Origin of the sequence: Pseudoalteromonas sp. PS5 (assembly GCF_004103255.1) — a bacterium.
In the GTDB taxonomy this organism is placed as follows: domain Bacteria; phylum Pseudomonadota; class Gammaproteobacteria; order Enterobacterales; family Alteromonadaceae; genus Pseudoalteromonas; species Pseudoalteromonas peptidolytica.
In genome coordinates this window covers 1-24,488 of the sequence record NZ_RCSQ01000076.1, presented here as the reverse complement: position 1 = coordinate 24,488, position 24,488 = coordinate 1, and the positions used below count along the sequence as shown (strand labels likewise).

Genomic DNA, 24,488 nt, shown 5'->3' with positions numbered 1-24,488 from the left:
ATTAAGCAAATTGGTATAAACTCTGCTTCGATTCGTCATAACAAAATGACTCAAGGGTTAGTCACGGTACGCATACTGGCTCAGTCCAAGCTCAGCCAGTACGCCATCTAGATGTGCTTTGGCTTCGGCAGTCGGCCCGGGGTAATCGCCTGCAATCGGCACGTTTCCAAGGTAACCAATATCCTTACAGCCCTCTGGTGTACAGAAATAAGCGCCGAGGACGAGATCCTTGAAGCGCAAAAAAGCTTTACCAATTCGTTGAAATTGCTCTGGCGTGTGTTTATCAAAATACGCAATGTCATCAATTATTGCTTGCTGCTGAGCGGTTGCAAGCGCGACAAACTGCTGCTGAAAGCGTAAGTGTGATTCATCATCAATCCAAGCTAATGCGTGCAATATTGTTACTCGGTCTTTTTGCTGGCCATGGTATGGCGCGCTTACCCATTCATCAATAACACTTGGCACTTGTACTTCAGAGGCAGACGGATGGCTCTCTTCTTTTGGCACAATCCAATCCGCAAGGACAGCCACTAAGGTAAGTTGTGCTTCGGTTAAGGTTAATGGCCATGGTGATTCTGGTGGGATCACCATGTTGGGATCTGTACCATATCCTTTAGCAGTTACGGGTTTAATATCAACATCGGGCCAGTGTCCAGCATTTGGCGTAATCGTCTCTTCTACCACTTTACTACAACCTGCGGTCACGGTGAGCGCTGAGCCTGCTGCAAGCAAGCCTAACCATTTTAATGACTCGCGGCGCGTCATACCTGAAACATATCTGTAAGGGTTAAGGTTATCAGGTGTATTCATCACAGCACTCCTTTATCAATCTGTTCAGCCAGCCAAGTCGAGTTTCGCATCGCCAAAGTCATAATGGTTAAGGTGCAGTTCTTATGCGGGTTTGAAGCAAAGACCCCTGCGTCCATTACAAATAGGTTGTTACAGTCCCAAGTTTGGCCCCATTGGTTGGTGACGGAATCTTTGGGTGAACTGCCCATTCTTGTGGTGCCGACTTCATGAATGATCTCACCCCCTTTTGAAATAGCCTTTTCCGCAGGAGGTAGTTCGCCGACCTTGGCGCCCATGGTTTCAAGGATTTGCTTTGCGGTTATAAGGCCGTGTTCAATTTGCTTTAGCTCTCTGTCAGACCATTTGAAATGGAATTTGGCAACTGGGATCCCCCATTTGTCTTTGACACTCTCGTCAATTTCCATGTAAGAATCTGGGTTAGGTAGCATTTCTCCGCGTAGTGCAAATCCAACATAAGAGCCATACGCGTCGCGTACTTGCTGCTTTAGCTCGGGGCCATAACCTTGCTTGTCGCCTGAAACGCCAGAGCCCGGTTCCCTAAAGCCACTGCTAATTTCAAAATGGTAGCCTCGAGGGAAGGCTAACTCACCTTTTTCTTGTGCTTTGTGGCCCCACCAAGGAATAAATAGGTGGTTGGCGGTATGGCCATCTTCGTTATAACGAGGGCGGCCTTTTAACGCGGGTATTTGCGCACCAAGCCAAGCACCTGTAGAGTCCATCAGATTCCGTCCAACGTGGCCGCTAGAGTTGGCTAATCCATTAGGGTGTTTAGTATGTTTTGAGTTCAATAAAATACGTGCAGATTCACAAGCACTGGCAGCGAGTATGACAACGTCGGCGTTAAGAGCGTGCTCTTGTGCAGACTTTTTATCGACATAAGTGATGCCGGTAACCTTACCTTCTTCATCCGTAGTCACTGATTTCACCATGGCGTCGGTGATCACCTCAAGGTTGCCCGTAGCTTTTGCCATCGGAATTAGTGAAGTGGTGGTTTGAAAAGCCGCGCCAATAGAGCAGCCATGGCCACATGGCGTCGCATAAAAGCAAGCTGAGCGATCGCCTTTACTACGGGTAAGCACTGCGCGGTGCATGGGCACAGCTGGGATCCCTAATTTTTTAGCCGCAGCGGCAACAAGCAGCTCGGGTACTCTTGGTTTGGGCGGTGGCTGCAAGATCCCCGGAGCAGAGGGGGGCATATCATCAAGCCCAGTGTTCGTGCCACAGACTCCAACTATTTCCTCGGTTTTATCATACCAAGGTGCAATATCTTGGTATTCGAATGGCCAATCAGCCCCGTGACCGTCACGACTTTTCCCCTTGAAATCATGTTCACTAAAGCGCAGCGAATAGCGCCCCCAATGGTTAGTTCGGCCACCAAGCATACGGGCTCGCCACCAATAGAAGTCGGTATTTTCAGCGTGTGTATAGGGTTCGTCAGGCACTTGCCAGCCACCATCAATGGTTGCATCGTAAAAGCCAAAGTTTTTATCTTTGTTACCTGCTCCCATCAAAGGTGCTTCGCTATTGCGACGGAACATGGGGGTTTCTTTCTTTGGATCGTAATTTCTACCGGCCTCTAACATCAACACCTTATGTCCAAGCTTAGCCAGGGTGTATGCAGCCATTGCACCACCTGCACCGGAGCCAACGACGAGTACTTTATGGTTAAATTCCGCCATCATTACAGCTCCCTGATCTTGATATTTTTAAACCAAACTTGGTCACCATGGTCTTGCAGGCCGATATGGCCTTTTTTGCCTTCAGCGAATCCTTTCCATGTCGCGAACTTGCTGCCTTTGACTAGGGTATTCCATGTGCTGCTACCTATCACCACACTGGTGGTACTTACTCCGTTCTGCCATACTTGGAGGTGATTATCTAGCATTTTGATACGTACTTGATTCCAGGTTTCAGCAGGCTTATGTGCCGTACTTGGTGCGGCAATCAAGTCAAAGATAGAGCCAGACAGATGAGAGTCGATTTTGTTATCAGGGTGCTCTTCGTTGTCTAAAACCTGGATTTCAGGTGCTCGTGAATAAATTGCACTGCCTGTTTCATCGACCAGCACAAAGATCCCACTATTGCCTTTTCTTGACACTTTCCATTCGAGCTGTAACTCAAAATTACGATATATTTCTTTGGTTAGAATGTCGCCGCCGCCCCCTTGCGTTAACGTCATTGCCCCGTCTTTCACTTGCCATTTTGGGTCAAGAGTGTCGCGTTTAAAGTTACGCCAATGAGACATGTCTTTGCCATCGAATAACAATTGCCATCCCGCTTGTTGCTCTTGTTGGCTCAATTGATTATCAGTGGTACTCGCACAAGCGGTACAACTAACAGTCAACGCCAGCGTGAGCATTTTTATAGAGTTGAGCATAATGGAACCTCGTTTGTTCACTTTTTACTTGTTGCTACTTGTACCAATTAGTCTTAATACTTGCTCAATTTGAAGGCGCAAACCTAACGCAGGCTGCTTGAACAATTTTCGCCTTGTTATCGGCAAGACTTTTCCACCTCAAAATAGCAAGCTTAATTAAGCGAATTGGTATTACGCGTATTTCTCTACGCGCTTATTTTTATTGATATAAAGATAAAGGCCGATAAAAGCCACAATTAGAATCGCTGGAAATAACAGGATGTTTTCAAGCACTGCTTGACCGGCAATAAGTTCAGATTGCTGTGACGTTAATTCTGCGGCTTGCGCCTCACGCCTTGCTGAATCAATCCAACTGCCAATTACAGGATTCCACATGCTAACGGCAAACATACCAGCGCCCCCCATCAAAGACATGCCCAGAGCCCCCGTTTTTGGTGTGTACTCTGCAACACAGCCCAGCATCGTTGGCCAAAAATACGTGACACCCAAAGCAAATAAGATGGCGGCTAGGTAAACGGCTGCTCCGTGCACTTGACTCATCATAAAAATACCAGCCGTTGCTAATACAGCAGAGCCGAGCAGTACGCCCGTTGGGTTAAAGCGGTGGACAATGGGCCCTGCAAAAAATCTGCCCAATGCCATAAGTCCTGTGATAAGTGCAAGGATCATCATTGGAGATGCGCCAGAAGCCCCTAAAATACGCTCAATCCACTGTTGTGTACCAAGCTCGGTTGTTGCTGTTAAGGTCATACAGCAGATTAAAAATAGATATAATGGCGAGAACAGGTGTTTAAGGTTGCTGGTGGTAGAATGATCTGTGCGATCAAATTCCGGAAATTGTGATTTGATCATCATCGCACCGTAAATCAGCGTTGGAATTAATATCAAAGCAACTTGCCACTGCCAATTAAAGCCCAATGTCGTCATGGCACTCGATGCCAGAGCACCAATCACTATGCCGCCTGGGAACCAAACGTGGAAACGGTTAAGCATGGTGGTTGTATTTTTGGGGTACATTTCAGCGATCAGTGGGTTGCAGCCAGCTTCTACAGAGCCATTGGCAAAGCCAATCAAAAAGGTCGAGATGAGCAAAAGCCAAAAACCATCTGCGGTAATGGTCAAAACCAACCCTGCAAAGTGGCAAAAAAAGGCTAAAGCGATAAGCTTTTTAGCACCGATGGCGTTGTAAATAGCACCACCGAGCATGGTTGCTACAGGGAAGCCTAGAAATGCCATCGCGTTTACCCAGCCCAGCTCCGTGTCGGAAAGGCCAAATTGTCCGCCTAGCTGTCCTAAAATACCCGCTCGGATCGCAAATGTCATTGACGTCACAACCAATGCTAGGCAACAAAGATGGAAGACGATACGATTATAATTGTTATTTTTCATGGTCGCTGTCCTGTTTATATTAAACCGAGTATTTGCTTATTGCGCTCGGTGTCTGTACTACTGCCTGCGAAGTCATCGAAGGCTGTCTCTGTGGGTCTGATCAGGTTTTGTTTAATAAATTCAGCCCCTTCTTTGGCGCCATCTTCGGGATGTTTAATGCAGCACTCCCATTCCAACACCGCCCAGCCATCAAAACCGTACTGTGTTAACTTGCTGAATATTTTTTTAAAATCGACCTGTCCGTCACCTAATGAACGAAACCGTCCTGGCCGTTGTTGCCATCCTTGGTATCCGCCGTATACACCGCAGCGGCCGTTGGGGATAAATTCGGCATCTTTTACATGAAATGCTTTTATTCGCTCATGATAGATGTCGATAAATGCTAAATAATCCAATTGCTGTAAAACAAAGTGGCTCGGATCATAAAGAATATTGGCTCGGGGGTGGTGATTGGTCGCTGCTAAAAAGCGCTCAAAGGTGACCCCGTCATGCAAATCTTCACCGGGATGAAGCTCGTAGCACACATCTACACCTACCTCATCGAAACGGTTCAAAATAGGCAGCCAACGTTTAGCCAACTCCTCAAAGCCTTGCTCAACAAGTCCACTGGGCCTTTGCGGCCAAGGGTAAACAGTATGCCAAAGCAGCGCGCCTGAGAAAGTGGCATGAGCGGTTAGCCCTAGCTTTTCACTCGCACTGGCTGCAAGCAGTAATTGATCAACAGCCCATTGTGTTCTTGCTTGTGCTTTACCATGCACCTCTTTTGGTGCAAACCCATCAAACATCTGGTCATATGCTGGGTGTACGGCAACCAACTGACCTTGCAAGTGTGTAGATAGCTCAGAAATAGTAAGGCCATACTCATTGGCAATGCCAGTAATTTCATCGCAATAATCCTGGCTTTCAGCGGCTTTTCTTAAATCAAATAATCGCGCCTCCCAGCTAGGTAGTTGGATCCCTTTGTAACCTAATTGGCTTGCCCATTGACAAATACTACTAAAGTCGTTGAATGGTGCTTGCTCAGAAGCAAACTGCGCGAGAAAAATTGCCGGTCCTTTGATTTGTTTCATGTGTATTTTATCCGATGTTAAAAGGGTGCCACTTGGTTTCTTTTGCACTGGCAGCAACTGCGTTTTCTATAAATGCCATACCGCGAACTGCCGCTTGAATACTCGGTACGTCAAAGTCTTCTGGCTGGACATCCGGTTGTTGCTGGCGCGCTTGAATAAGCATGGCAAAATTAAGATAAATATTGGCAAAGGCCTCTAGATAGCCTTCAGGGTGACCTGCTGGCACACGGGTCGCATTGGTCGCGGCGTGGCAAAGCGTGCCGGCTCCTGTACGGAGTAACTGAGCCGGTGCATCTTTCATGCGTAGCCAGAGGCTATTAGGCTCCATTTGTGACCACTCGATACTGGCTTTGTCGCCATAGATTTTTAACGTGAGATTATTTTCCTCACCAAGTGCTATTTGACTTGCTAGTAGCACGCCTTTTGCACCATTATCAAAACGTAATAATACCGTGCCGTCATCATCTAGCTGGCGCCCACAAACAACGGTGTTTAAATCGGCACAAAGAGAAGTGATAGTTAAGCCACTTACATATTCGGCGAGGTTGGCTGCATGTACGCCAATATCACCCATACAGCAGCTGATCCCAGATTGACTCGCATCTAAGCGCCAACTTGCTTGTTTACTTTGCTCGTCATCTTCACTTGCAAGCCATCCTTGACTGTATTCAACAACGACTTTACGAATATTACCAAGTTCTCCTGTGGCAATACGGTGGCGTGCCTCTTTCACCATGGGGTAACCTGTATAGGTATGAGTCAACCCATACAGGCAATTTGTCTGTTGTAATAAGGTTTGTAGTTGTAATGCTTCGGACAAATTCAGCGTTGCAGGCTTGTCGCTTAATACATGAAAGCCATACTCGATAGCTTTTGCCGCTATCGGAAAATGCAGGTGATTTGGTGTCACAATAGCGACAAAATGAATGCGTTCAGACTCAGGAAGCGCAGCTTCAGATTGCAATAACATGTGGTAGTCATCATAGCAACGTGTTGGTGCTAACCCTAGCTGTTTACCCATTGTTATACTTTTCTGTGGATCTGAGCTAAAAGCGCCTGCTACTAATTCTATCTGGCCGTCCAAACGTGCTGCAATTCGGTGTACAGCGCCTATAAAAGCACCTTCACCACCACCAACCATGGCCATACGGATTTTGCAATTATCCATTGTTTAGCTCCATCGAGTTATCAAGGTGAGTTGATCTGATGCTATTGATAATAGGGAAGTGCCATACCTTAGCGGTAATAAAAATTCGGTTGACAATGCAACAAAATCGGCGTTTAAATAAATTGGTTTAGTTCATTTTGTTAAGATGGGAAAGGGTGTGATAGAGCAAAGCATTTTGACTCAAGCTGGGGTCAATCAACTAATAGCGGCGTTTGATTTGATCCCAGATATTCTTTTTTGGGTGAAAGATACAGACAGTAGGATAGTGCACGCGAATCAACAGTTTGTTGAGCACCAAGGTTATAAAGCATTAGAACAAATATTGTACAAAACCGATTTCGACTTCTCGCCACCACATTTGGCATTTCAATATGTAAATGATGATAAGCGGGTGATGGAAGGGTACATAGTGACAGATAGACTAGAGTTAAATCAAACGAGTAGCGGTGATTTGGCATGGTTTTCTACATCTAAACATGTGCTATTAGATGAAAATGGTAAGACTTTGGGTACATATGGTGTCACTCGGCATCTTGAAAAAACGTCAAAGGCGCTCTCTCATGTTAGAGCAATCGAAGCTCCTGTTGAATTTATTCGCACCAATTATCATCGTCATATCTGTATCGAAGAATTAGCAGACGTAGCTCACCTCTCCGTGAGCGCACTAGAGCGTAGGTTTAAAAAGCACCTAGCAAAAACCCCAAACCAGTTTATTAATGAAGTCAGATTAGAAAATGCCAGAAAGCTATTAGTTGAAACCCGTTTACCTGTGTCGCAGGTTGCCTATCAATGTGGTTTTTCAGAGCCTAGTTATTTTAGTAAGCAATTTCGTCGATTATTTGGTGATATTCCTTCACAGCTACGCAAAAAATTAGCATCAGTCGACTAGGGAGTTGCAGCGCCAGCAGCGTTAGATTTAGTGCAGAACGTGGTTTTTGGGGCGTAAACCATTGTTGTTTACAATAAGCGTTAATAGGTTTGTTATTAGCACTTCAGGCTATTTAGTGGTTACTGCACTTTATCTCTTTTTTGAGTGATCAGCTTTTACAGACTAGTAGAACCCAAAGTTGGCATACGTACCATTTTTACCAGAATCATTTTATTCTTTTTGGTTGATTTATTGGAATTAAATATTTTAGTTGGGCAAGTGAAGTTCAGGAGTCTTTTATTTCTTCTTTTTTTTCTTGCGGTTATCTATTCCCATCCTGATACAAAACTATCCAATATCGTCATATTTTGTGAATATAGCGCATACTTCTTCGGTAATGAAGCGTATGAAGGTTTGCATCTTTTTTAACCTTTACGCCGATTTTGTTTTATTCCAAACCGATATTCTATTATCACTTTTGTTAATGCACTCACTATGCTGAACGAGTATTACAATTGGTTGCCCCCCTTTAAGGAAGCCAAAAAGGGTTGTCATAAGATCATCCGTCATGGAGCAGCAAGGGACGCATGATTTTATAAAAATAAAAATTTGGAGATAGTAATGGCCAATAATAATAACAGAAGCCATGCAGCAGGAAATTCACGGCAATTTAGCAAGTCTGTACTCGCTCTTGCGATATTATCAGCGACTAACTGGGCAATGGCTGAAGAAGCCGAAACAGAGCAGGCACAGGAAATCGAAACGATTGAGGTGCGCGGGATCCGCGCATCTATGGCTGAAAACTTGGCGATTAAGCGTTTATCAAACGCGATTGTGGATGCCATTACAGCAGAAGATATTGGCAAGTTTCCCGATAAAAATGTGGCGGATTCACTGCAACGTGTACCCGGTGTGGTGATTTCTCGTAGTGGCGGGGAAGGGGAAAACGTCAGTATTCGTGGCCTTTCCTCTGATCTTACTTTTACGCAGTTAAACGGCAATTTTATTGCTTCTTCTCCGGGCTCGCCGTCGCGCTCTTTTAGTTACTCTTTGTTGCCGTCTACCATGGTGCAATCGGTTGAAGTGTTTAAGTCTTCTGAGGCGCGTTTAGATGAAGGTGGGGTCGGCGGCACAGTTATTCTACACAGCCGTAAACCACTGGATATGGAGGCAAATTCTGGGGCGTTAAATGTTGAATATACCTACGCTGATGTGACTGAAGAGTACGAGCCTAATTTTAGCGGCGTTTATTCTTGGAAGAACGAAGAAGAAACCTTTGGCTTGCTAGTTGGTTATACCAATCAAGACCGCACCAACCGGTCTTTAGGCGGTGATATGTCGGGCGGTGGCGGTTGGCGTTGGGCAACAAGTTCAGAATTGCCAGCAACGGACACGGCGGGCAATGTGATTGCTGATAGTACACGTCGATTTGCAGCGTTAGAAGATGCTTATGGTAACGTTTATGATGGTGTTTGGGCACCGCAAGTTGCAGGTGTTGGGGTAACCAAAGAAAAACGTGAACGTCAGGGGTTACAAGCCACCATTCAATGGCGTCCAGTAGACGATTTATCTTTAACATTCAATCATTTTCATTTTGAGCTTGGGCAAAATCGCACCACGTCACAAATGTGGATCCCAGAGTGGAAGTACAGCCCAGATTACCTTACCGGTATTACCCTAGACGAAACCGGTATGGTTGTGACTGGCATGGACTTCACCAGTGGCGCTGGTGGCACTGAAGGGAATCTTGAATTTCCTTGGATCATTGGTAGTTACACGGTAGAAAAAGACACCTCGGATACCTACGACTTCGCTTTTGAATATGCCGGTGATTTATATGATTTACGTGGTAAATTTGGTCACACTGAAGCCAGCGGAGGCCCTTCAGAATCTTGGAGCGCGGCGTATAAAAGCGGCCAACCTGCGAGTCGCAGCGATTCTGGACAGGTTGAAAACGCCGCTTCATTTGCTGGGTGGCGATTAGGCGACAGAGTGTCGCTGTACGCCGATCCCGCTTTGCTGTCTAACCTTCAGGCTGGTATTGCCGGCGATCCCGACCCGGGTTCGACAGGTTCAAGCTTTGTCGTCAGTGACTTAGAAGAGGACTATGCCCAGTTAGACCTTGATTATCGCGTCGGGTACGGCATCGTTGATACGCTGCGTGTTGGTGCTAAATATCGTAAAGCGACACTGCATCGCGAAACCAACAACACCTTCTTCATCACTCAAGATGGGGCTGACAGAATTGCCAGTGGCGAGCTTGATCCATTCAGTCAAGGTGCCATTGATGAGGTGTCTTACCAGTGGATTGATGGTATGCCAAAACTGGAAGATATTTTGAATACAACGTCTGAACAAAATATCCCAGGCGGTTTTGAAGTAAATACCATGCCCACGATCAATTGGGATAGATACCGCGAAATCGTGACCAGTGAATATGTTAAGCACACGCGCCGTGAGCCTGATTTTGTGTTCGACATAGAAGAAGAGATCATGGCCGCCTATCTACAAGCCGGTTTTTCTTTTGGAGATTTTAGAGGAAACATCGGGGTACGCTATGTCGAGACTGAAACGCAGATTATGTCATCGGATAAAATTAACTACTTTTTAGATGACATTGATGATGTCACCGAAGAAGATATCTTAGGTGATGAGCGCCTTATTGACGTTGAAACCACCACCGTGCGTACCGTAACCGACTCGCAACTTTTACCTAGCTTCAATATTGTCTGGGATGCCAGCGACAATCTTGTTATACGAGGTGCTATCGCCAAAACGATGTCTCGAGCCCCGTTCAACGACATGGGGGCCCCTGAGCAGTTAACCTTTATCTCTCAAGAATGGGCAGACGACAGGCTCGAGTTTAGAGGCAACCCTGTGGAGCCTGGATGGCGTGGTTCAGGGGGTAACAAGGCCCTAAAACCATTTGAATCTGTACAGATGGATTTATCTGCGGAGTATTATTATGGCGAAGGATCTGCGGTTGGCATTGCGGTATTCAACAAAGACGTAGATAACTTTATCGTGCCCTTGATCATTACCTCAGTAAGGCCGTTTGAGGGCTTTAATAACCCTTTTACCGGTGTTGAAATTGTGCCGCCGGGTGATATTACCGTCACGCCGTTTACCACCACCGCCAATGGTACAAACGCAACCTCTCGGGGAGTAGAGCTGTTTGCACAACATGCATTCGATAATGGCTTTGGTCTCAACGTTAACTACACCCTAAACGATACCAATCAGGCAGACATTAGCGTAGACGGTGAAAAGGTCGGTGAGTCTGCACTTGTCGGTAGTGCAGATAATCAATTTAACTTCTCCGTCTATTACGAGAATGACACTTTCAGTGTCAGAGCATCATATAACCGCCGAGGAGAGACCGCTTTGGGGCTTGCCGACGGGCTCACTGTATATCAGGAACCATATCAACAAGTTGATGTGAACGCTTCTTATAACTTGATGGAAAACCTGATCCTAACCGCGTCTGTGATCAACCTAACCAAAGAAGAACCGAGAACCTTTTATGGTGAAGATTCTAAAGCGAGATTGCGCAGCAGCAGCTACACCGGGCAGCGCTACTATGCCGGGATCACCTACCGATTTTAACTTTGGCGATAACCATAAAGTAATGCAAACCGGGTGAAGTCGTGTCAGTACAACGAGAAACAATATCACGGCTTATCACCTGCTTGTGGTGCGTTTATATCAACCTATTCACACGAGTTGGTTGATATGTAAGAAGGGATAAATATGAACACGTTAAATAAAATAAGAAATGCGATCCCGCTCATTGCCGTTAGCAGTTTATTGGCTGCATGTGGCGGCGGGAGCGATGATCCAAAAGTTGAAAAAGTGCCAGTAACCCCCGCTGTGACGACGGCAGAAGTATCAGGTTCAGTGATAAAAGGCGCGTTGAGTCAAGCCCGCATTTCGGTGACGGCGCTCAATGGCTCTAGCATGATGATGGATGAGAACTCGGCAACCAGTCAAACGGGGGAATGGTTTATAGAACTGGCTGGTAAAGCTGGGTTTGGTATTAATTCTACTATTAAAGTGACCGCCACAACGAGCGAAGGCTCGCAGATGCGCTGCGACGCGAGTCGCTGTGGCTCAGTAGGAATTGGTGAGCAGGTAAGTGGCGATTACATTTCTGGTGTGACTTTGGCTACTCTAAGTCATGTTGCCGTGCCGTTTGGTTCAAATGCCGATGGTAGTGCTGATGCTACCTTACAAATCAACGCCTTGACGACACTAGCAACCATGCTGGTGGAGCAGCAGATTGCCGAGGGGCGTAATGTCTCCACTCCTGAATTAATGGCACTGGCAAAAGCCCAGATGTCTGCGTTATTGCTTCGGGCTCTTGGCTGGCAAACAGGGAACACTAATGTTTTTGAGTTACCTGTGGTTAGCGCTGACCAATTAACGAATTTTGAATTAGGGGAAACGTGCACAACCTCTGACTCTGGTGAGCAAAGTTGCGAGATGACGTATGTTTCCGAGAGTGTGCGAAAGCTTTCCCTATTCAATGCTGCATTTGCACAGTTTGACGAGCAAGGCTCCTTACAAGGTATCTTAAGCGACTCTGCTAGCAATCTTAGCGCTGCACTTGGCGGCGATGAAGCTGCACTTGAAGCGCTTCGATTGCCAATCTACAACGCGCTGCAAGCTCACCCATTAACGACGCAGCTAGGTCTTAGTGCCGATAGTATTATGGACTTAGCACTACCACTATTTGATGAGCCGGTATCCACCGGACCCATGCTGCAAGTCGTGACATCAGGTGCCACTATTACAGCAAGAAATGCGATTAGTGACGCCGAGAGTGCAAACAAGGCATTTGATGGCGATCCGCAAACTAAATGGCTTGACCACAATGATTGGCAGGGGCCACCGACAGAGGAAGCACCATCTTGGATCCAAGTGGATTTTCCCACTCAACAAGCAATTAGTGGTGTTTACATTACCAGTGCTAACGATGCCCCAGAGCGAGATCCAGAAAACTTCTCGTTATTAGCTTCAAACGATGAGGGCGCGAGTTGGGTTAATTTGGGCAATGTGGTTGGGGCGTCGTTTGAAGCGCGCTTTGAACGTCAAAGCTTTGTATTTGGTAATGCGCAAAAATATACCAGCTACCGAATTGCAGTGACAAAAAACAAAAATAACGATGGTTTACTGCAAATTGGAGAAATTCAATTTGTTGGGCCGGTTTATCCGAGCGTTGACCATACGGATACTGAGACGTTTGCGGTCACGGCAAGCAACAGTATCGGTGAGGCAGAAAACCAAGATAAGGCATTTGATAACGACCCAACCACTAAGTGGCTGGATCATAATGACTGGCAAGGCCCACCTACTGTCGAAGCGCCTTCATGGATCCAAGTAGATTTTAATGAGGCGGTGGCAGTTAATCAGCTTGCGATAACGAGCGCCAATGATGCTCCTGAGCGAGATCCTGAGAACTTTGCTTTATTTGGCTCTAACGATAACGGAGTTACATGGCAGCAGTTGAGTAATTGGGTTGGTGAATCTTTTGAAGCAAGAGGAGAGCGCCAAAGCTTTGCGGTAGCGAATCAATTGCCATATCAAAGCTATCGCCTTGAGATAACCAAGAACAAAAATAATGATGGTTTGATGCAGCTTGCTGAGATTGAATTAATCGGCCCAGAAATCTCTGGATTAGATCATGCACAAGTTCAAGGTGCGAGTTACACGGCGCGTTTTAGTATTAGCGATTCAGAGAGCGCAGCGCAAGCCTTTGATAAAAATGTTGAGACTAAGTGGCTCGATCACAACGATTGGCTGGGGCCTCCCACTGCTGAAGATCCAGCTTGGGTTCAAGTAAGCTTACCACAAGCGCAAGCGGTAAATACTTTGTACATTACCAGCGCCAATGATGCGCCGGAGCGTGACCCTGAAAACTTCCAACTTTTGGCATCTCACGATGGGGAAGTATGGCAATTATTAAATACTTGGGTAGGGGAGCCGTTTGAATCGCGTTTTGAACGTCGAGCCTTTGCGTTTGCTAATGGCTTGGCTTACACACATTATCGCTTGTCTATCAGTAAAAATGCGAATAATGATGGGTTAGTGCAAATAGCTGAAATTGAACTCGCTGGACCTCAGTATGCACTTGAAGACTTGTCTGGCTTGGCTGGAACAAGCTTTACCGCGCGTAATCGTATTGGAGATGCGGAAAGTGAACAAAAAGCGTTTGATAATGATACCGAGACAAAATGGCTAGATCACAATGAATGGCAAGGCCCGCCAACAGAGGGATCACCATCTTGGATCCAAGCTGATTTTACTGCGTCACAGATTGTGAATGGTTTGGCTATCACCAGTGCCAATGATGCGCCAGAACGCGATCCCGAAAACTTTCAGCTACTGGGATCTATTGATGGTGGTCAGACGTGGACAGAAGTCGCGGTTTGGGTAGGTGAGCGCTGGGATGAACGCTTACAACGAAGAGTGTTTACTTTCTCCAATGCTTTTGCCTATCGCAGTTATCGTCTAAACATTAGCAAAAATGCGAATAACGATGGCTTAGTACAGATCTCAGAAATTGAGCTCCTAGGTCTTAGCGGCGACTAGCCTAAGGTTAAATAAATCTCAACCAAAAAAGCCAGAATGCAATTTGCGCTCTGGCTTTTTATTTTTCTCAATGAGAGTGACTTAGTATGATCTATTATAATACATCCACAGCTTGTAGCGATTCGCTCTGGTAGCAGCCCAGTAAGCGTACAAACTGGGTATGATCTTTTAACTCTTCAAGTGCCACTTGGACTTGTGGGTCTGCAATATTGGCAAGCAAATCTACATAAAAAACTTCTTCCCAAGGGTTACCAGGTACTGGGCGTGACTCTAACTTAACCATATTGATATTATGCTGTTTAAATACCATTAGCGCGTCAGCAAGTGAGCCAACATGCTGTTTGGTGGCCATAATTAAACTAGTTTTCGTTGGGATTTGAGTGGACACTTGAAGTGCTTTTCTTGCGACCACAATAAAACGACTATGGTTTTCAGTTTGATTTGCAAGACCCGCCTTGACTACCTCAAGACCCATGTTTTTTCCTGCTTGAGCTGAGCCGATAGCTGCACTATTTGGATGCTCAGCCGCATGCTTTAACGCACTTGAAGTCGAGTCGCATGTTTCATGCTGAATATCGCCAAGGCCTTGAATGAAACGGCTGCACTGGGCAAAAGGTTGCGGGTGCGCATAGATTTTTTCAATAGCTTGTAACTCTGTGTCAGGCAGTGCTAGTAAGCAATGTTCCACGGTATGCGTTACTTCGCCCACAATGGAGACTTGCGCATGCTGTAGTAAATCGAATACTTCGTTTATGCTGCCAGAGCTGGTATTTTCAATGGGTAAAATGCCGAAGTCGGCTTGGCCTTTTTCTACTTGCTCGGTGATTTGATCAAAGCTTTGGCAACCCATTTCCACAAGCTTGCCGGGACGACGGCTAAAATATTTATGGCATGCTAGTTGGCTGTAAGACCCTTGTCCGCCAAGGTAAGCAACGCGATGTGTATCACCTACAGCATCGGGATTTAAATTCTTTTGCAACATGGCTTGTTGGTTTAATACAGAGTCTTCTAAGATGGTTTGGAAAACGCTATTTATGTAAAAAGCATCTAGACCCAGAGATTTACCATAGCGGATTAATTTCTCTAGCAGCGCTTGCTCACGCGCTTCATCACGGATTGGCTTATTGTTGGCTATTTTATATTCAAGCACGCCGTGACTAATGCGGCGGCGTTTTGCCAGTAGTATTAATAACTCTGAATCTATCTCATTGATGTCATGCCTAAGGGCATCTAATGTGTCTTGTGTCATAGGTCCTCACTCCCATTTAGCCAAAAAAAAGCCCCCCGATGTTGGGAGGCTTAGCTATTCTTTTTCACTCGCGAACAGTCAAGCCTCTTCACCTAAAGAAGCCAAAAAAGAAATATGTGTTGCGTGTGATGAAATTCATTTTTTCAAACCTTATTTTGAAATCGAATACATTATTAACATAGAACCAAAACGAAACACAAGTACTAGTTTGAATGTGGTGGAAAAAATTCTTAGAGGCTATCAATAGAGACACTTCATCTGTTTGACTTATATATAGGTTAATCAAACGTAACTTATTGGCGAGTCGAAAAATATTCTGATATATTCAGGCAATACACCACTACAAATAGAAGATAGGCTAACCTGTGGGTAATCGTCGCCCACCATCCAGATATGGTGCGAACTCCTTAAGTGTAAAATTATCGATGCTGATCTCGGCAGTATGCCTGATCTCTGGTGTTTTTGCGGCCGCATTGATGCTAAAATCTGAAGAAAAGCAGTTAATCTACGAAGAATATGATGAGCTAAAACGTTTCAGCGCACAGGTTAACAGTCAGTTTTCAAGCTACTTAGAGTTAAAGTCTAGCTTAGCTGAGCAAGCAAATTCTGTTGTCGCCAAGCACCTTCTTTACAGCAGTGAAGACTTCTCTGGCGCGCCCGCGAATATAGAAAAGCGGGGTGATAACCTTGCAAGCACTGCAAGAAATGGCTTATCCGCTGCTCTGTATACTGATGGCAATGATTCACAAGCAATGCAAAAGCTCTTTTCAGAGTCGGAATTACTTTGGAATATACTCGCGCCGCCACTGTTACAAGATTTCTTTAACTTTTATCTTTCTACAAAAGATGGTTTTGTGAGAGTCGCGCCCCCAAATGCACTGCTGGCCAAAGACCCTCGGTTAGTCAATAACCAGCTACATAATTTGCCAATACTACATGCAGATCAAAACCCAACGCGCGAGGCCGTGTGGTCAGGCGCTTATTTTGATCGAGTATGGAACAAATGGGTGATCAGCATTTTGGTTCCACTTTATCTTGATGATACCTACATTGGTCTAACTGGAAGTGATATTGAATTAGAGACGCTACTTGAGAAACTTCCGCGCTCTGATCAACAACAAAATTTTATTGTTTTTGACAAACAGGGGCGCTTATTAGCTGCGCCTGGTTTACTTCAAACGACTGCTATCACTGGCAAACTCCAAGACTACACTGAGCTGCCCGAGGGGTTAAGCAAAATTGTACAAGCAGCACTATTTACCAAGCTACCTAATATTCAAGATGAATTTAAGCACAGGGATAAATGGCATATTATGCACGTTACCCATATTGCCAATTTAGATTGGTATATTGGTATATACAAAAAGCGTGCTTCTGCTATTTCCGCAATAGAAGAGCTAAAGGTGAAGTTCTTTGGCTTGTTTATTCTTTACGCGATTTTTGTTGCGCTGTTATTACATCAAGTTTTATATCAATTGGTGCTCAAACGTATCAATGCGTTAGTTAAAGCGGTAAAAGGGTTCGGTCGTGGTCAATGGGATATGCCAACGTTGCCAAGCACTGACGATGAAATTGGTCAGCTTAATGCCTCTTTTAATGATATGAGCGTAGAGATCAGACAACTTGTCAACGGCCTAAATCAGCGTATTACCGAAAAAGAAATAGCCGAAAAAGCGGCAAACAGGTTATCTAAAGCAGTGGCTTTTTCGGGCACAGGGGTGGTTTTAACTAATGAGCATTTTCAAATTGAGTATGTAAACCCTAAGATGCAAGAAATGACAGGCTATGATGAACTGCATTTTATAGGCTCACCTCTTTTGAGTATTATTTCAAAAGACATGGCAATTTTAATTGATGACATTGATATTGATTTGCGCAGTCGTAACTATTGGCGCGGTGATACTATGCTTGCTGGTAATCGAGAAGCACCTATTTGGGTGAGTTTGAGTGTTTCGCCTATCCGTGAAGAGGGCGGTGCAATTTCAAGCTATGTTGCTTCAGCTCAAGATATCTCGTTTGTTAAAGAAAGCCAGCGCAAGATGGAGGAGCTTGCATATTTTGACACGCTAACGGGGCTTGCAAACCGTACCTTCTTCAGAATGCAGCTGCGCAAATCGATGGCGCTTGCAGAGCGCGGTCATTACGCCTTTGCTTTATTTTACTTTGACTTAGACGAGTTTAAGCGGATCAATGATACCTTAGGCCATGATGCTGGGGATCGCCTACTCCTTGAAGTCGCGACACGATTGAAAAAACGTCTTCGTGCCGAGGACACCATTGCAAGGTTAGGTGGTGATGAGTTTGCGGTACTGCTCAGTGGCATTAATGAACGAGAAAAAGCCATGGACGTGGCAAATATTATTCAAAAAACGCTCTCACAGCCAATCAAATTGGGTAATAACGAGGTTATAGTCAGTGCGAGTATTGGCATAACAATGGCTCCTTTTGATAGCCAAGAAGAAGAGCAACTCCTAAAACATGCCGATTTGGCCATGTATCAAGCCAAAGCCAAAGGCCGCAATACCTATCATTTCTACAGCCAAGATCTAGATGCCGCAGCAAATGAGCGATTATATATCGAAAACGAATTACGTACGGCAATAAAAATGAAGCAGTTTACGCTGTATTATCAACCACAGGTAAACAGTGAAACCACTGAAGTGGTGGGCTATGAAGCGTTGATCCGCTGGTTTCACCCAATCGAGGGGGCGATCCCTCCTAGTAAATTTATTCCAATAGCAGAGGCAACAGGGCTGATAGTTGAGCTTGGTGCTTGGGTATTGGAAGAAGCCTGTCACTTTTCTCGTCGACTGAAAACAGCTGGTAAAATTGGCAATGTATCCATTAACTTGTCAGCGCGGCAGTTTAAAGATGCGCAGCTTATTAAAACGTTGTCGGATATTATTGAAAAAACAAAGATAGAACCAACGCAGCTGCACCTTGAGTTGACAGAAAGTATGTTAATGGGAGACGTCGAAGCAGCAATTGCTCAGCTCAAGCACATAAAATCATTAGGAGTGTCGTTGTCTATTGATGATTTTGGTACCGGTTACTCTTCGCTTAGCTACATAAAGCGCTTTCCAGTAGATATACTCAAAATAGATCGCTCATTTGTAAAAGATATACCTGAAGATCCTAATGATATGGAAATTACCGCAGCAATTATTGCAATGGCGCAAAAATTAAATTTACAGGTAATTGCTGAAGGAGTGGAAACCGAAGCTCAAATGGCATTCCTGGCGAAAAACAATTGCTATATTGTGCAGGGTTACTACTACAGCCCACCACTTTGTGAAGCTGATATATTTAAGTTCGTTCCTACGATATAGTTTATTGTGATTGTATTGGTCCGCTCACTAACTGCGATTGGTATCCATATTGCTTTGCTTTTTAGTTTGATAAGACTTGTACGCGATACACCGTACAAGTCTTAATCTATGTATTATAACAATTAACCGCCCGCGATTTTTACCTTAAAACCTTGACCCTCTAGAAGCTGTTTAAGCTTGTCTCTATCATCACCTTGGATTTCAATAACTCCTTCTTTGACTGCACCGCCTTGCCCCATTTTAGACTTTAGCGTTTTAGCTATTTTTTTTAGGTCGTGCTGCTCACCATCAATACCCACTACCAACATGACGCCTTTACCTTTTCGGCCTTTTGTTTGCCTTTCAATGCGTACGGCACCATCTTTAAATACTTTTCCTAGTATTTGTTTTTTAGGTTCTTTTGTATCGATACGACCTATATCTGTCGAGTATACGAGTCTAGATTCTGACATCTAATTTGGCCTTATAGCTGTTCTTTTATAAGATGATAACAAAAAGCAGATTAGATGTTTTTATTTTTTGCTAAATGCTTTTTAAGCGTTATATTTAAACTGGTGAGGGGAAACAAATCAAAATAATTTAGGAGCTTAAAGATGAGCTTAAGTAAAAATGCTTCTGCTGATGGTAAAACATTAACAATTCAAATCAGGGGAAAGTTTGACTTTAATCTGGTGCAGTCGTTCCGACAAGCCTATGCGGAAGTCAGCGATCAAACCGAAAAGGTAGTGGTCGATTTGCGTGAAACTGATTACATGGATAGCTCTGCACTGGGTATGCTGCTGAACATGAAGAAAACACTCGGTACTTCCGTTTCTAGTATTCATATAAGTAACTGTCGCCCTCAACTCAAAAAAATCCTTCAAATATCAAGATTTGATAAAAAGTTCGATATTGACTGATCACAGCAAGATTAAACCCTCATGAATATCTTGGTTGTTGATGATCAAATACTGAATTGCAGACTTCTCACGACAATGCTTGAGCAGCAATTTTACACTGTTTTTTGTGCTCATAATGGTTCTGAGGCGCTAAAAATACTCGCGCTTCATGACATCGATATTGTCTTGTTGGATGTATTGATGCCAGTGATGGATGGCTTTGAAACCGCGCCAAAAATAAAACAGCATGCCGGAAATGTGTACTTACCAATCATTTTTATTACCGCATTGGAAGATCAAAGTAGTTTTGAAAAGTGTCTCGCTGTAGGTGGGGATGATTTCATTCACAAACCGTTTGATAAAGTCATTTTGTCGGCGAAAATAAAAGCACATGCGAGAACTCGAAGGCTTAGTCAACAAAGTAACGAACAAAAACGACAGCTTGAGTATCACTACAATCAAATCGAACGAGAGCATGAAATTGTTGAGCATATATTTAGTAATGCTCTAGCCCAGCAGATAACGTATCCTGAGATATGCGAGTATCATTTATCACCAGCCTCTATGTTTAACGGTGATATGTTTTTAATGGCAAAAAGTCCGATGGGAGGATTTTATTGTCTACTGGGCGATTTTACTGGGCATGGACTTGCTGCGGCAGTGGGGGCATTACCCGCTTCAAGGATCTTTTATACCATGGTTCAAAAAGGGATGGCGGTAAGTGATATTGCCGTTGAATTGAATACAGCTCTGAATGAATTATTACCTGGACATATGTTTTGCGCCGCAGCCATCATTGAATTAAGTAGTTCAGGTAAGAGTATTTCTGCTTGGATCGGTGGGTTACCAGATCTTTATCTTATTGACAGAAACGGCAAGTTGATTAAAACAATAGAAAGCCAGCATATGGCATTGGGGATATTGGACACAGAGGAATTTGAGCGAAACTTATTGCACTTTGAAGTAAACCCTGAACAACGTTTGGTCATGGCAACGGATGGTATCATAGAGTCAGAATCTGATAGGGGGGACATGTATGGAGAGAGAAGACTAAAACGTTTGCTAGCAAGCCGACCTGTTATTTCAACCGAGCAAATCATTTCTGAAGTGAGGGAGTTTACAGGAAGTGGGGAGCAGCAAGATGATTTAAGCATTGCAATCATCAACTGTGTGGCGAGTGAATCTGTGGCATCAGTCCCATCTCATTATTCAAGCCTTCCATTCAATATATCACTCTCCTTGGATGCACAGCAGATGAAAACAACCGATCCAGTGCTTGAGTTGGTTGATTTGTTAAGCGAAGTAGATGGAATTTCAGCACATCGTTCCAATATCTTCTTACTACTATCAGAGGCATATAATAACTCACTTGATCATGGTGTATTGGGTCTTGATTCAGAAATAAAAAATAAAGAAGACGGCTTTTTTGAGTATTACTGTCTCAGAGAGAGCGTTTTAAAAGAGCTGAAAGAAGCATTGATCATTATTTCTGTACGTTATAGCCCTGAAGAGCTTAAGTTGTATTTTTCTATTTGTGACTCCGGAAATGGTTTTAAAGCGGGCACACGTAATCAAGTGAAGCAGGAGTATAGTCATGGTCGGGGCGTAAGTTTGCTGGGGGAAATTGCACAAAGTGTCAGCTATAACAGCGCTGGGAATGAGTTAGAAATGGTGTATTCACTTACCTCCGAATCTATTTAAAGCAAACTCAGACGCTCTTTTATTATACTCATAGCGAAGCTTGAAAACCGCTATAAAACTACTACTTTTGAGTTGGCAATGTGACACCAGCGTGTTAATCTTGAATTAATTTTAATTTGGATGTTTAGATGGCTAAAGTGTCACGTTATATTTCTTTAAGTGGGTTATCAGTCCAACCTGAGCTTTTACAGCAGCAACTAGTCAAAGTAGATACATTCCTTGAGCAAAACACAAGTTCAGCGGTGTGGTCTTATCAAATCCCAGAGCTTGGTGAAGGAGGTAGTTGTAGTTTATTTGGCAACCTACAAGACACGCCTTTTTTATTGCAGGAATATATAGAAAAAGTTGAATCTAATGAGTATGCGTTGAGCAAGTTGCAAACAATAGTGTCGGCTGTGGTTGCGCATAGCGCAGTAGACTGGTTTGGGATCTATCAAGCTAGGGAAACTCAAGAGGGTAAGCAGCTGCTTAAACTGGCTTACCATGGTGCGCCGAGCAGACCATTATTTCCAATAACAGAGGCTTTTGCAGCAACGTCAAATAATATTCAAACGGTATTAAGTGCAAAGGCACGGGTAATTAACGATATACCGGCGTATGTTGCTAGGGGAGGGGAATATTACACGTGCGACCCTAAAGTTAAAGCTGAGGTGTGTTTGCCTTTATTTAATGAGCACGAGCAATGTATTGGTATTATTGATGCTGAAGCATTTACAGAGGCTTTTTTTGATGAAGAAATACTCGCGTTATTGGCAGCTGCATGTATTCGCATCCCACAGTATTTACCAAAATAACCAGCCTATTTCTTTATTCAATTGGTAGCGTAGCAACCCCAAAAGAACTAGCACTACTTGATATTTTAGTCTGTAAACTTGCCTCTGCTTAGGTGCGGCCAAGTTTACAAAAATGAATAAAATTCTAGATAAATATGGTAACTGGTAACAAATCTGTATGTTACCATCAATGCTATTGGAATCGGATGTCAATCATCCGAATTGGAATTAATTAAAATAAAAGAGATAAGCTATGTTCTCAGAGCTAAAACCACTCCCAACAGATCCTATTTTAGGCCTGATGGCCGCTTATAAGCAGGATAACAACCCACAAAAAATAGATCTTGGTGTCGGCGTTTATAAAGATGAACAGGGAAATACACCTGTTCTCAGAGCGGTTAAAAAGGCGGAAGCGTTTCGTCTAGAAAACGAAACAACGAAAAGCTACATTGGTTTAGCTGGTAATTTAGACTTTTGTCAGAAAATAGAGTCTTTATTACTTGGGGAGCATAGCGCGCTGTTGGCAAACCGTGTACGTACAGCACAGGCACCTGGTGGCACCGGTGCTTTACGTGTCGCAGCTGAGTTTATTAAACGTTGCAATACTAATGCAACTGTGTGGGTGACTACCCCGACTTGGGCAAATCACATTAGCTTATTTGAAGCCGCTGGCTTGACGGTAAAAGAGTACCCTTATTATGACTATGAAAATAAAGGGCTACTATTTGACGAAATGATCAATGCGCTAAAACAAGTGCCCAAAGGTGATGTAGTGCTTCTTCATGCTTGTTGTCATAACCCAAGCGGTATGGACCTGAATCAACAGCAGTGGCAAACTGTGGCAGAACTTGCAAAAGAGCAGGGCTTTACGCCTCTTATTGATATTGCTTATCAGGGCTTTGGCACTAGTTTGGAGGCCGATGCACAAGGGTTAAGAGCGGTTGCTGATCAGGTCGATGAAATGATTATCTGTTCTTCATGCTCGAAGAACTTTGGTCTGTATCGTGAGCGAGTTGGTGCGTGCTCTATTATTGCCAAAGACAGCAATGTCGCTGATGTGTCGAATTCGGTAATGCTAAGCGTGGTACGTAGTATCTATTCAATGCCACCAGCGCATGGTGCAGATATTGTAAATACAATTTTAAGTAGTACTGAGCTGACGCAGATGTGGCATGATGAGTTGGATGAGATGCGTGGTCGCATCAATGGCTTGCGTACATTGATAAAGGAAAGCTTAGCGGCAAAAGGCGTTGACCAAGACTTCTCATTTATTGATCGCCAGCATGGTATGTTCTCATTCCTAGGAATAAACAAAGAGCAAATCGACAGGCTTCGTAATGAGTATGCTATATATATTGTAGGTTCTAGCCGTGTTAACGTCGCTGGTGTAAGCAAAGATAATATCGATTATTTTGCAGATGCTGTAGCAAGTGTAATTAAATAAGCTTTATTACGCGTGATAAAAAAACCGCAATTTGCTGCGGTTTTTTTGTGTGTAGAATTGCATGAACCGAATTTACTTTACGCAAATTTCACATGGAATAGATGCTACCGGAGACTAAATGTTATCCTTTTAAGCTTGTTTAATTTTAGTTACTTTATCTGAGGGATTTTCAGTCTCAACTTTACTTTTTGCACTGGCTTTTGTTGATACCTTGCCACCTTTTAATACGGAAACAAAGTCATCTTTTTGTTTTGCAATTTCAAGTGCTAGGGATTCGACTTGTTGTTCACTTAGTGGTACGTCTACCTTAGTCAGCATATCTTCTAGTGCCTCTGCGACATCTAACATTTTATCGTAAGCATCAGCCTCTTTTTTAGATGTGAAAGTCATACGCTCGACTCCATTTCTTTCAACAACATATTTGATGATAACTGCCATGGTTATTCCCCTTGTCACTGTTTTTATATACAGTAATCCTAAACTCCATAATACGCAAGTTATTTTGAAAATTTTTCAAGTTCGGATGAGTCTAGTTTGTTTTAATAACTTAAATTAAAACAGGAGGTTATCAATAATTTTTATTTATTGAACAATGAGTGGCTTTGACAAATCATAAAACACTGACTTTAGTTATATGGCCTTATTAATCATCAGTGAGAATGCAGGTGATAAATGAGGGATTGGATCTTTTCACACAAGGAGTGTTATTTATGTTGATAAAAACCATCACACTATCCATTTTACTTGCGCTAGGCCTTGGTCACTCTAGTCGACCGTTGCTAAACCTCCAGAAGTCATCACAGTGCAATCACAAAACCACAGTGTATTAGACATTAACACA

General features: G+C 43.9%; 17 protein-coding genes. 8 read left to right on the top strand and 9 right to left on the bottom strand.

All coding sequences use genetic code 11. The features are described from left to right. Positions 1–57: 57 nt before the first annotated feature. The 6 genes from D9603_RS10485 to D9603_RS10460 form a co-directional block, all read right to left on the bottom strand. Positions 58–810, bottom strand: coding sequence for a gluconate 2-dehydrogenase subunit 3 family protein (locus D9603_RS10485; RefSeq protein WP_128731270.1), 753 nt, complete (start codon positions 808–810; stop codon positions 58–60). Continuing rightward, complete coding sequence (locus D9603_RS10480) at positions 810–2,492, bottom strand: GMC family oxidoreductase (RefSeq protein ID WP_225740687.1); 1,683 nt, start codon at positions 2,490–2,492, stop codon at positions 810–812. The genes D9603_RS10485 and D9603_RS10480 overlap by 1 nt, the downstream gene beginning before the upstream one ends. After that, positions 2,492–3,187 (bottom strand): DUF1080 domain-containing protein, encoded by a 696-nt coding sequence (locus D9603_RS10475; protein ID WP_128731269.1) that lies wholly within the window; start codon positions 3,185–3,187, stop codon positions 2,492–2,494. Before D9603_RS10475 ends, D9603_RS10480 begins: the two co-directional genes overlap by 1 nt. A 171-nt stretch (positions 3,188–3,358) precedes the next feature. Continuing rightward, positions 3,359–4,576, bottom strand: coding sequence for an MFS transporter (locus tag D9603_RS10470; RefSeq protein ID WP_128731268.1), 1,218 nt, complete (start codon positions 4,574–4,576; stop codon positions 3,359–3,361). Between the two features lie 14 nt (positions 4,577–4,590). Further along, a complete protein-coding gene (locus tag D9603_RS10465) occupies positions 4,591–5,646 on the bottom strand; it encodes a sugar phosphate isomerase/epimerase (RefSeq protein WP_128731267.1) in 1,056 nt (351 codons plus the stop codon). Positions 5,647–5,653: 7 nt separating this feature from the next. Further along, positions 5,654–6,814: a Gfo/Idh/MocA family oxidoreductase gene (locus D9603_RS10460; protein ID WP_128731266.1), complete on the bottom strand. Its 1,161-nt coding sequence runs from the start codon at positions 6,812–6,814 to the stop codon at positions 5,654–5,656. 157 nt (positions 6,815–6,971) lie between these two features. On the opposite strand from D9603_RS10460, the gene D9603_RS10455 reads away from it, so the two are divergent. The 3 genes from D9603_RS10455 to D9603_RS10445 all read left to right on the top strand — a co-directional run bounded on the left by D9603_RS10455 (position 6,972) and on the right by D9603_RS10445 (position 14,273). Then, entirely contained in the window at positions 6,972–7,703 is a 732-nt protein-coding gene (locus tag D9603_RS10455) for an AraC family transcriptional regulator (protein ID WP_128731265.1), read from the top strand. A gap of 600 nt (positions 7,704–8,303) precedes the next feature. Then, a complete protein-coding gene (locus tag D9603_RS10450) occupies positions 8,304–11,288 on the top strand; it encodes a TonB-dependent receptor (RefSeq protein WP_128731264.1) in 2,985 nt (994 codons plus the stop codon). A 144-nt stretch (positions 11,289–11,432) separates the two neighbouring features. Beyond that, complete coding sequence (locus tag D9603_RS10445; RefSeq protein WP_128731263.1) at positions 11,433–14,273, top strand: discoidin domain-containing protein; 2,841 nt, start codon at positions 11,433–11,435, stop codon at positions 14,271–14,273. Positions 14,274–14,367: 94 nt separating this feature from the next. Here D9603_RS10445 and D9603_RS10440 read toward each other — a convergent pair whose 3' ends face one another. Further along, the gene (locus tag D9603_RS10440; RefSeq protein WP_128731262.1) at positions 14,368–15,522 is read right to left on the bottom strand and encodes a chorismate mutase; all 1,155 of its coding nucleotides are present in this window, start codon (positions 15,520–15,522) and stop codon (positions 14,368–14,370) included. Between the two features lie 365 nt (positions 15,523–15,887). On the opposite strand from D9603_RS10440, the gene D9603_RS10435 reads away from it, so the two are divergent. Continuing rightward, entirely contained in the window at positions 15,888–18,851 is a 2,964-nt protein-coding gene (locus tag D9603_RS10435) for an EAL domain-containing protein (protein ID WP_128731261.1), read from the top strand. A gap of 122 nt (positions 18,852–18,973) precedes the next feature. Here the strand turns inward: D9603_RS10435 and D9603_RS10430 are convergent, their stop codons facing one another. Next, positions 18,974–19,303, bottom strand: coding sequence for a stress response translation initiation inhibitor YciH (locus D9603_RS10430; RefSeq protein WP_128731260.1), 330 nt, complete (start codon positions 19,301–19,303; stop codon positions 18,974–18,976). 141 nt (positions 19,304–19,444) lie between these two features. Between D9603_RS10430 and D9603_RS10425 the strand changes: the two genes are divergently transcribed. From D9603_RS10425 to D9603_RS10410, 4 genes are all read left to right on the top strand, one after another. Continuing rightward, positions 19,445–19,750, top strand: coding sequence for an STAS domain-containing protein (locus D9603_RS10425; RefSeq protein ID WP_128731259.1), 306 nt, complete (start codon positions 19,445–19,447; stop codon positions 19,748–19,750). Positions 19,751–19,771: 21 nt separating this feature from the next. Then, the gene (locus tag D9603_RS10420) at positions 19,772–21,430 is read left to right on the top strand and encodes a fused response regulator/phosphatase (RefSeq protein WP_128731258.1); all 1,659 of its coding nucleotides are present in this window, start codon (positions 19,772–19,774) and stop codon (positions 21,428–21,430) included. Between the two features lie 128 nt (positions 21,431–21,558). Then, a complete protein-coding gene (locus D9603_RS10415; protein WP_128731257.1) occupies positions 21,559–22,224 on the top strand; it encodes a GAF domain-containing protein in 666 nt (221 codons plus the stop codon). 232 nt (positions 22,225–22,456) lie between these two features. Then, positions 22,457–23,647, top strand: a complete 1,191-nt coding sequence (locus D9603_RS10410; protein ID WP_128731256.1) for an amino acid aminotransferase — start codon at positions 22,457–22,459, stop codon at positions 23,645–23,647. A 129-nt stretch (positions 23,648–23,776) separates the two neighbouring features. Here D9603_RS10410 and D9603_RS10405 read toward each other — a convergent pair whose 3' ends face one another. Beyond that, positions 23,777–24,085: a YebG family protein gene (locus tag D9603_RS10405; RefSeq protein ID WP_125253516.1), complete on the bottom strand. Its 309-nt coding sequence runs from the start codon at positions 24,083–24,085 to the stop codon at positions 23,777–23,779. Positions 24,086–24,488: the final 403 nt, after the last annotated feature.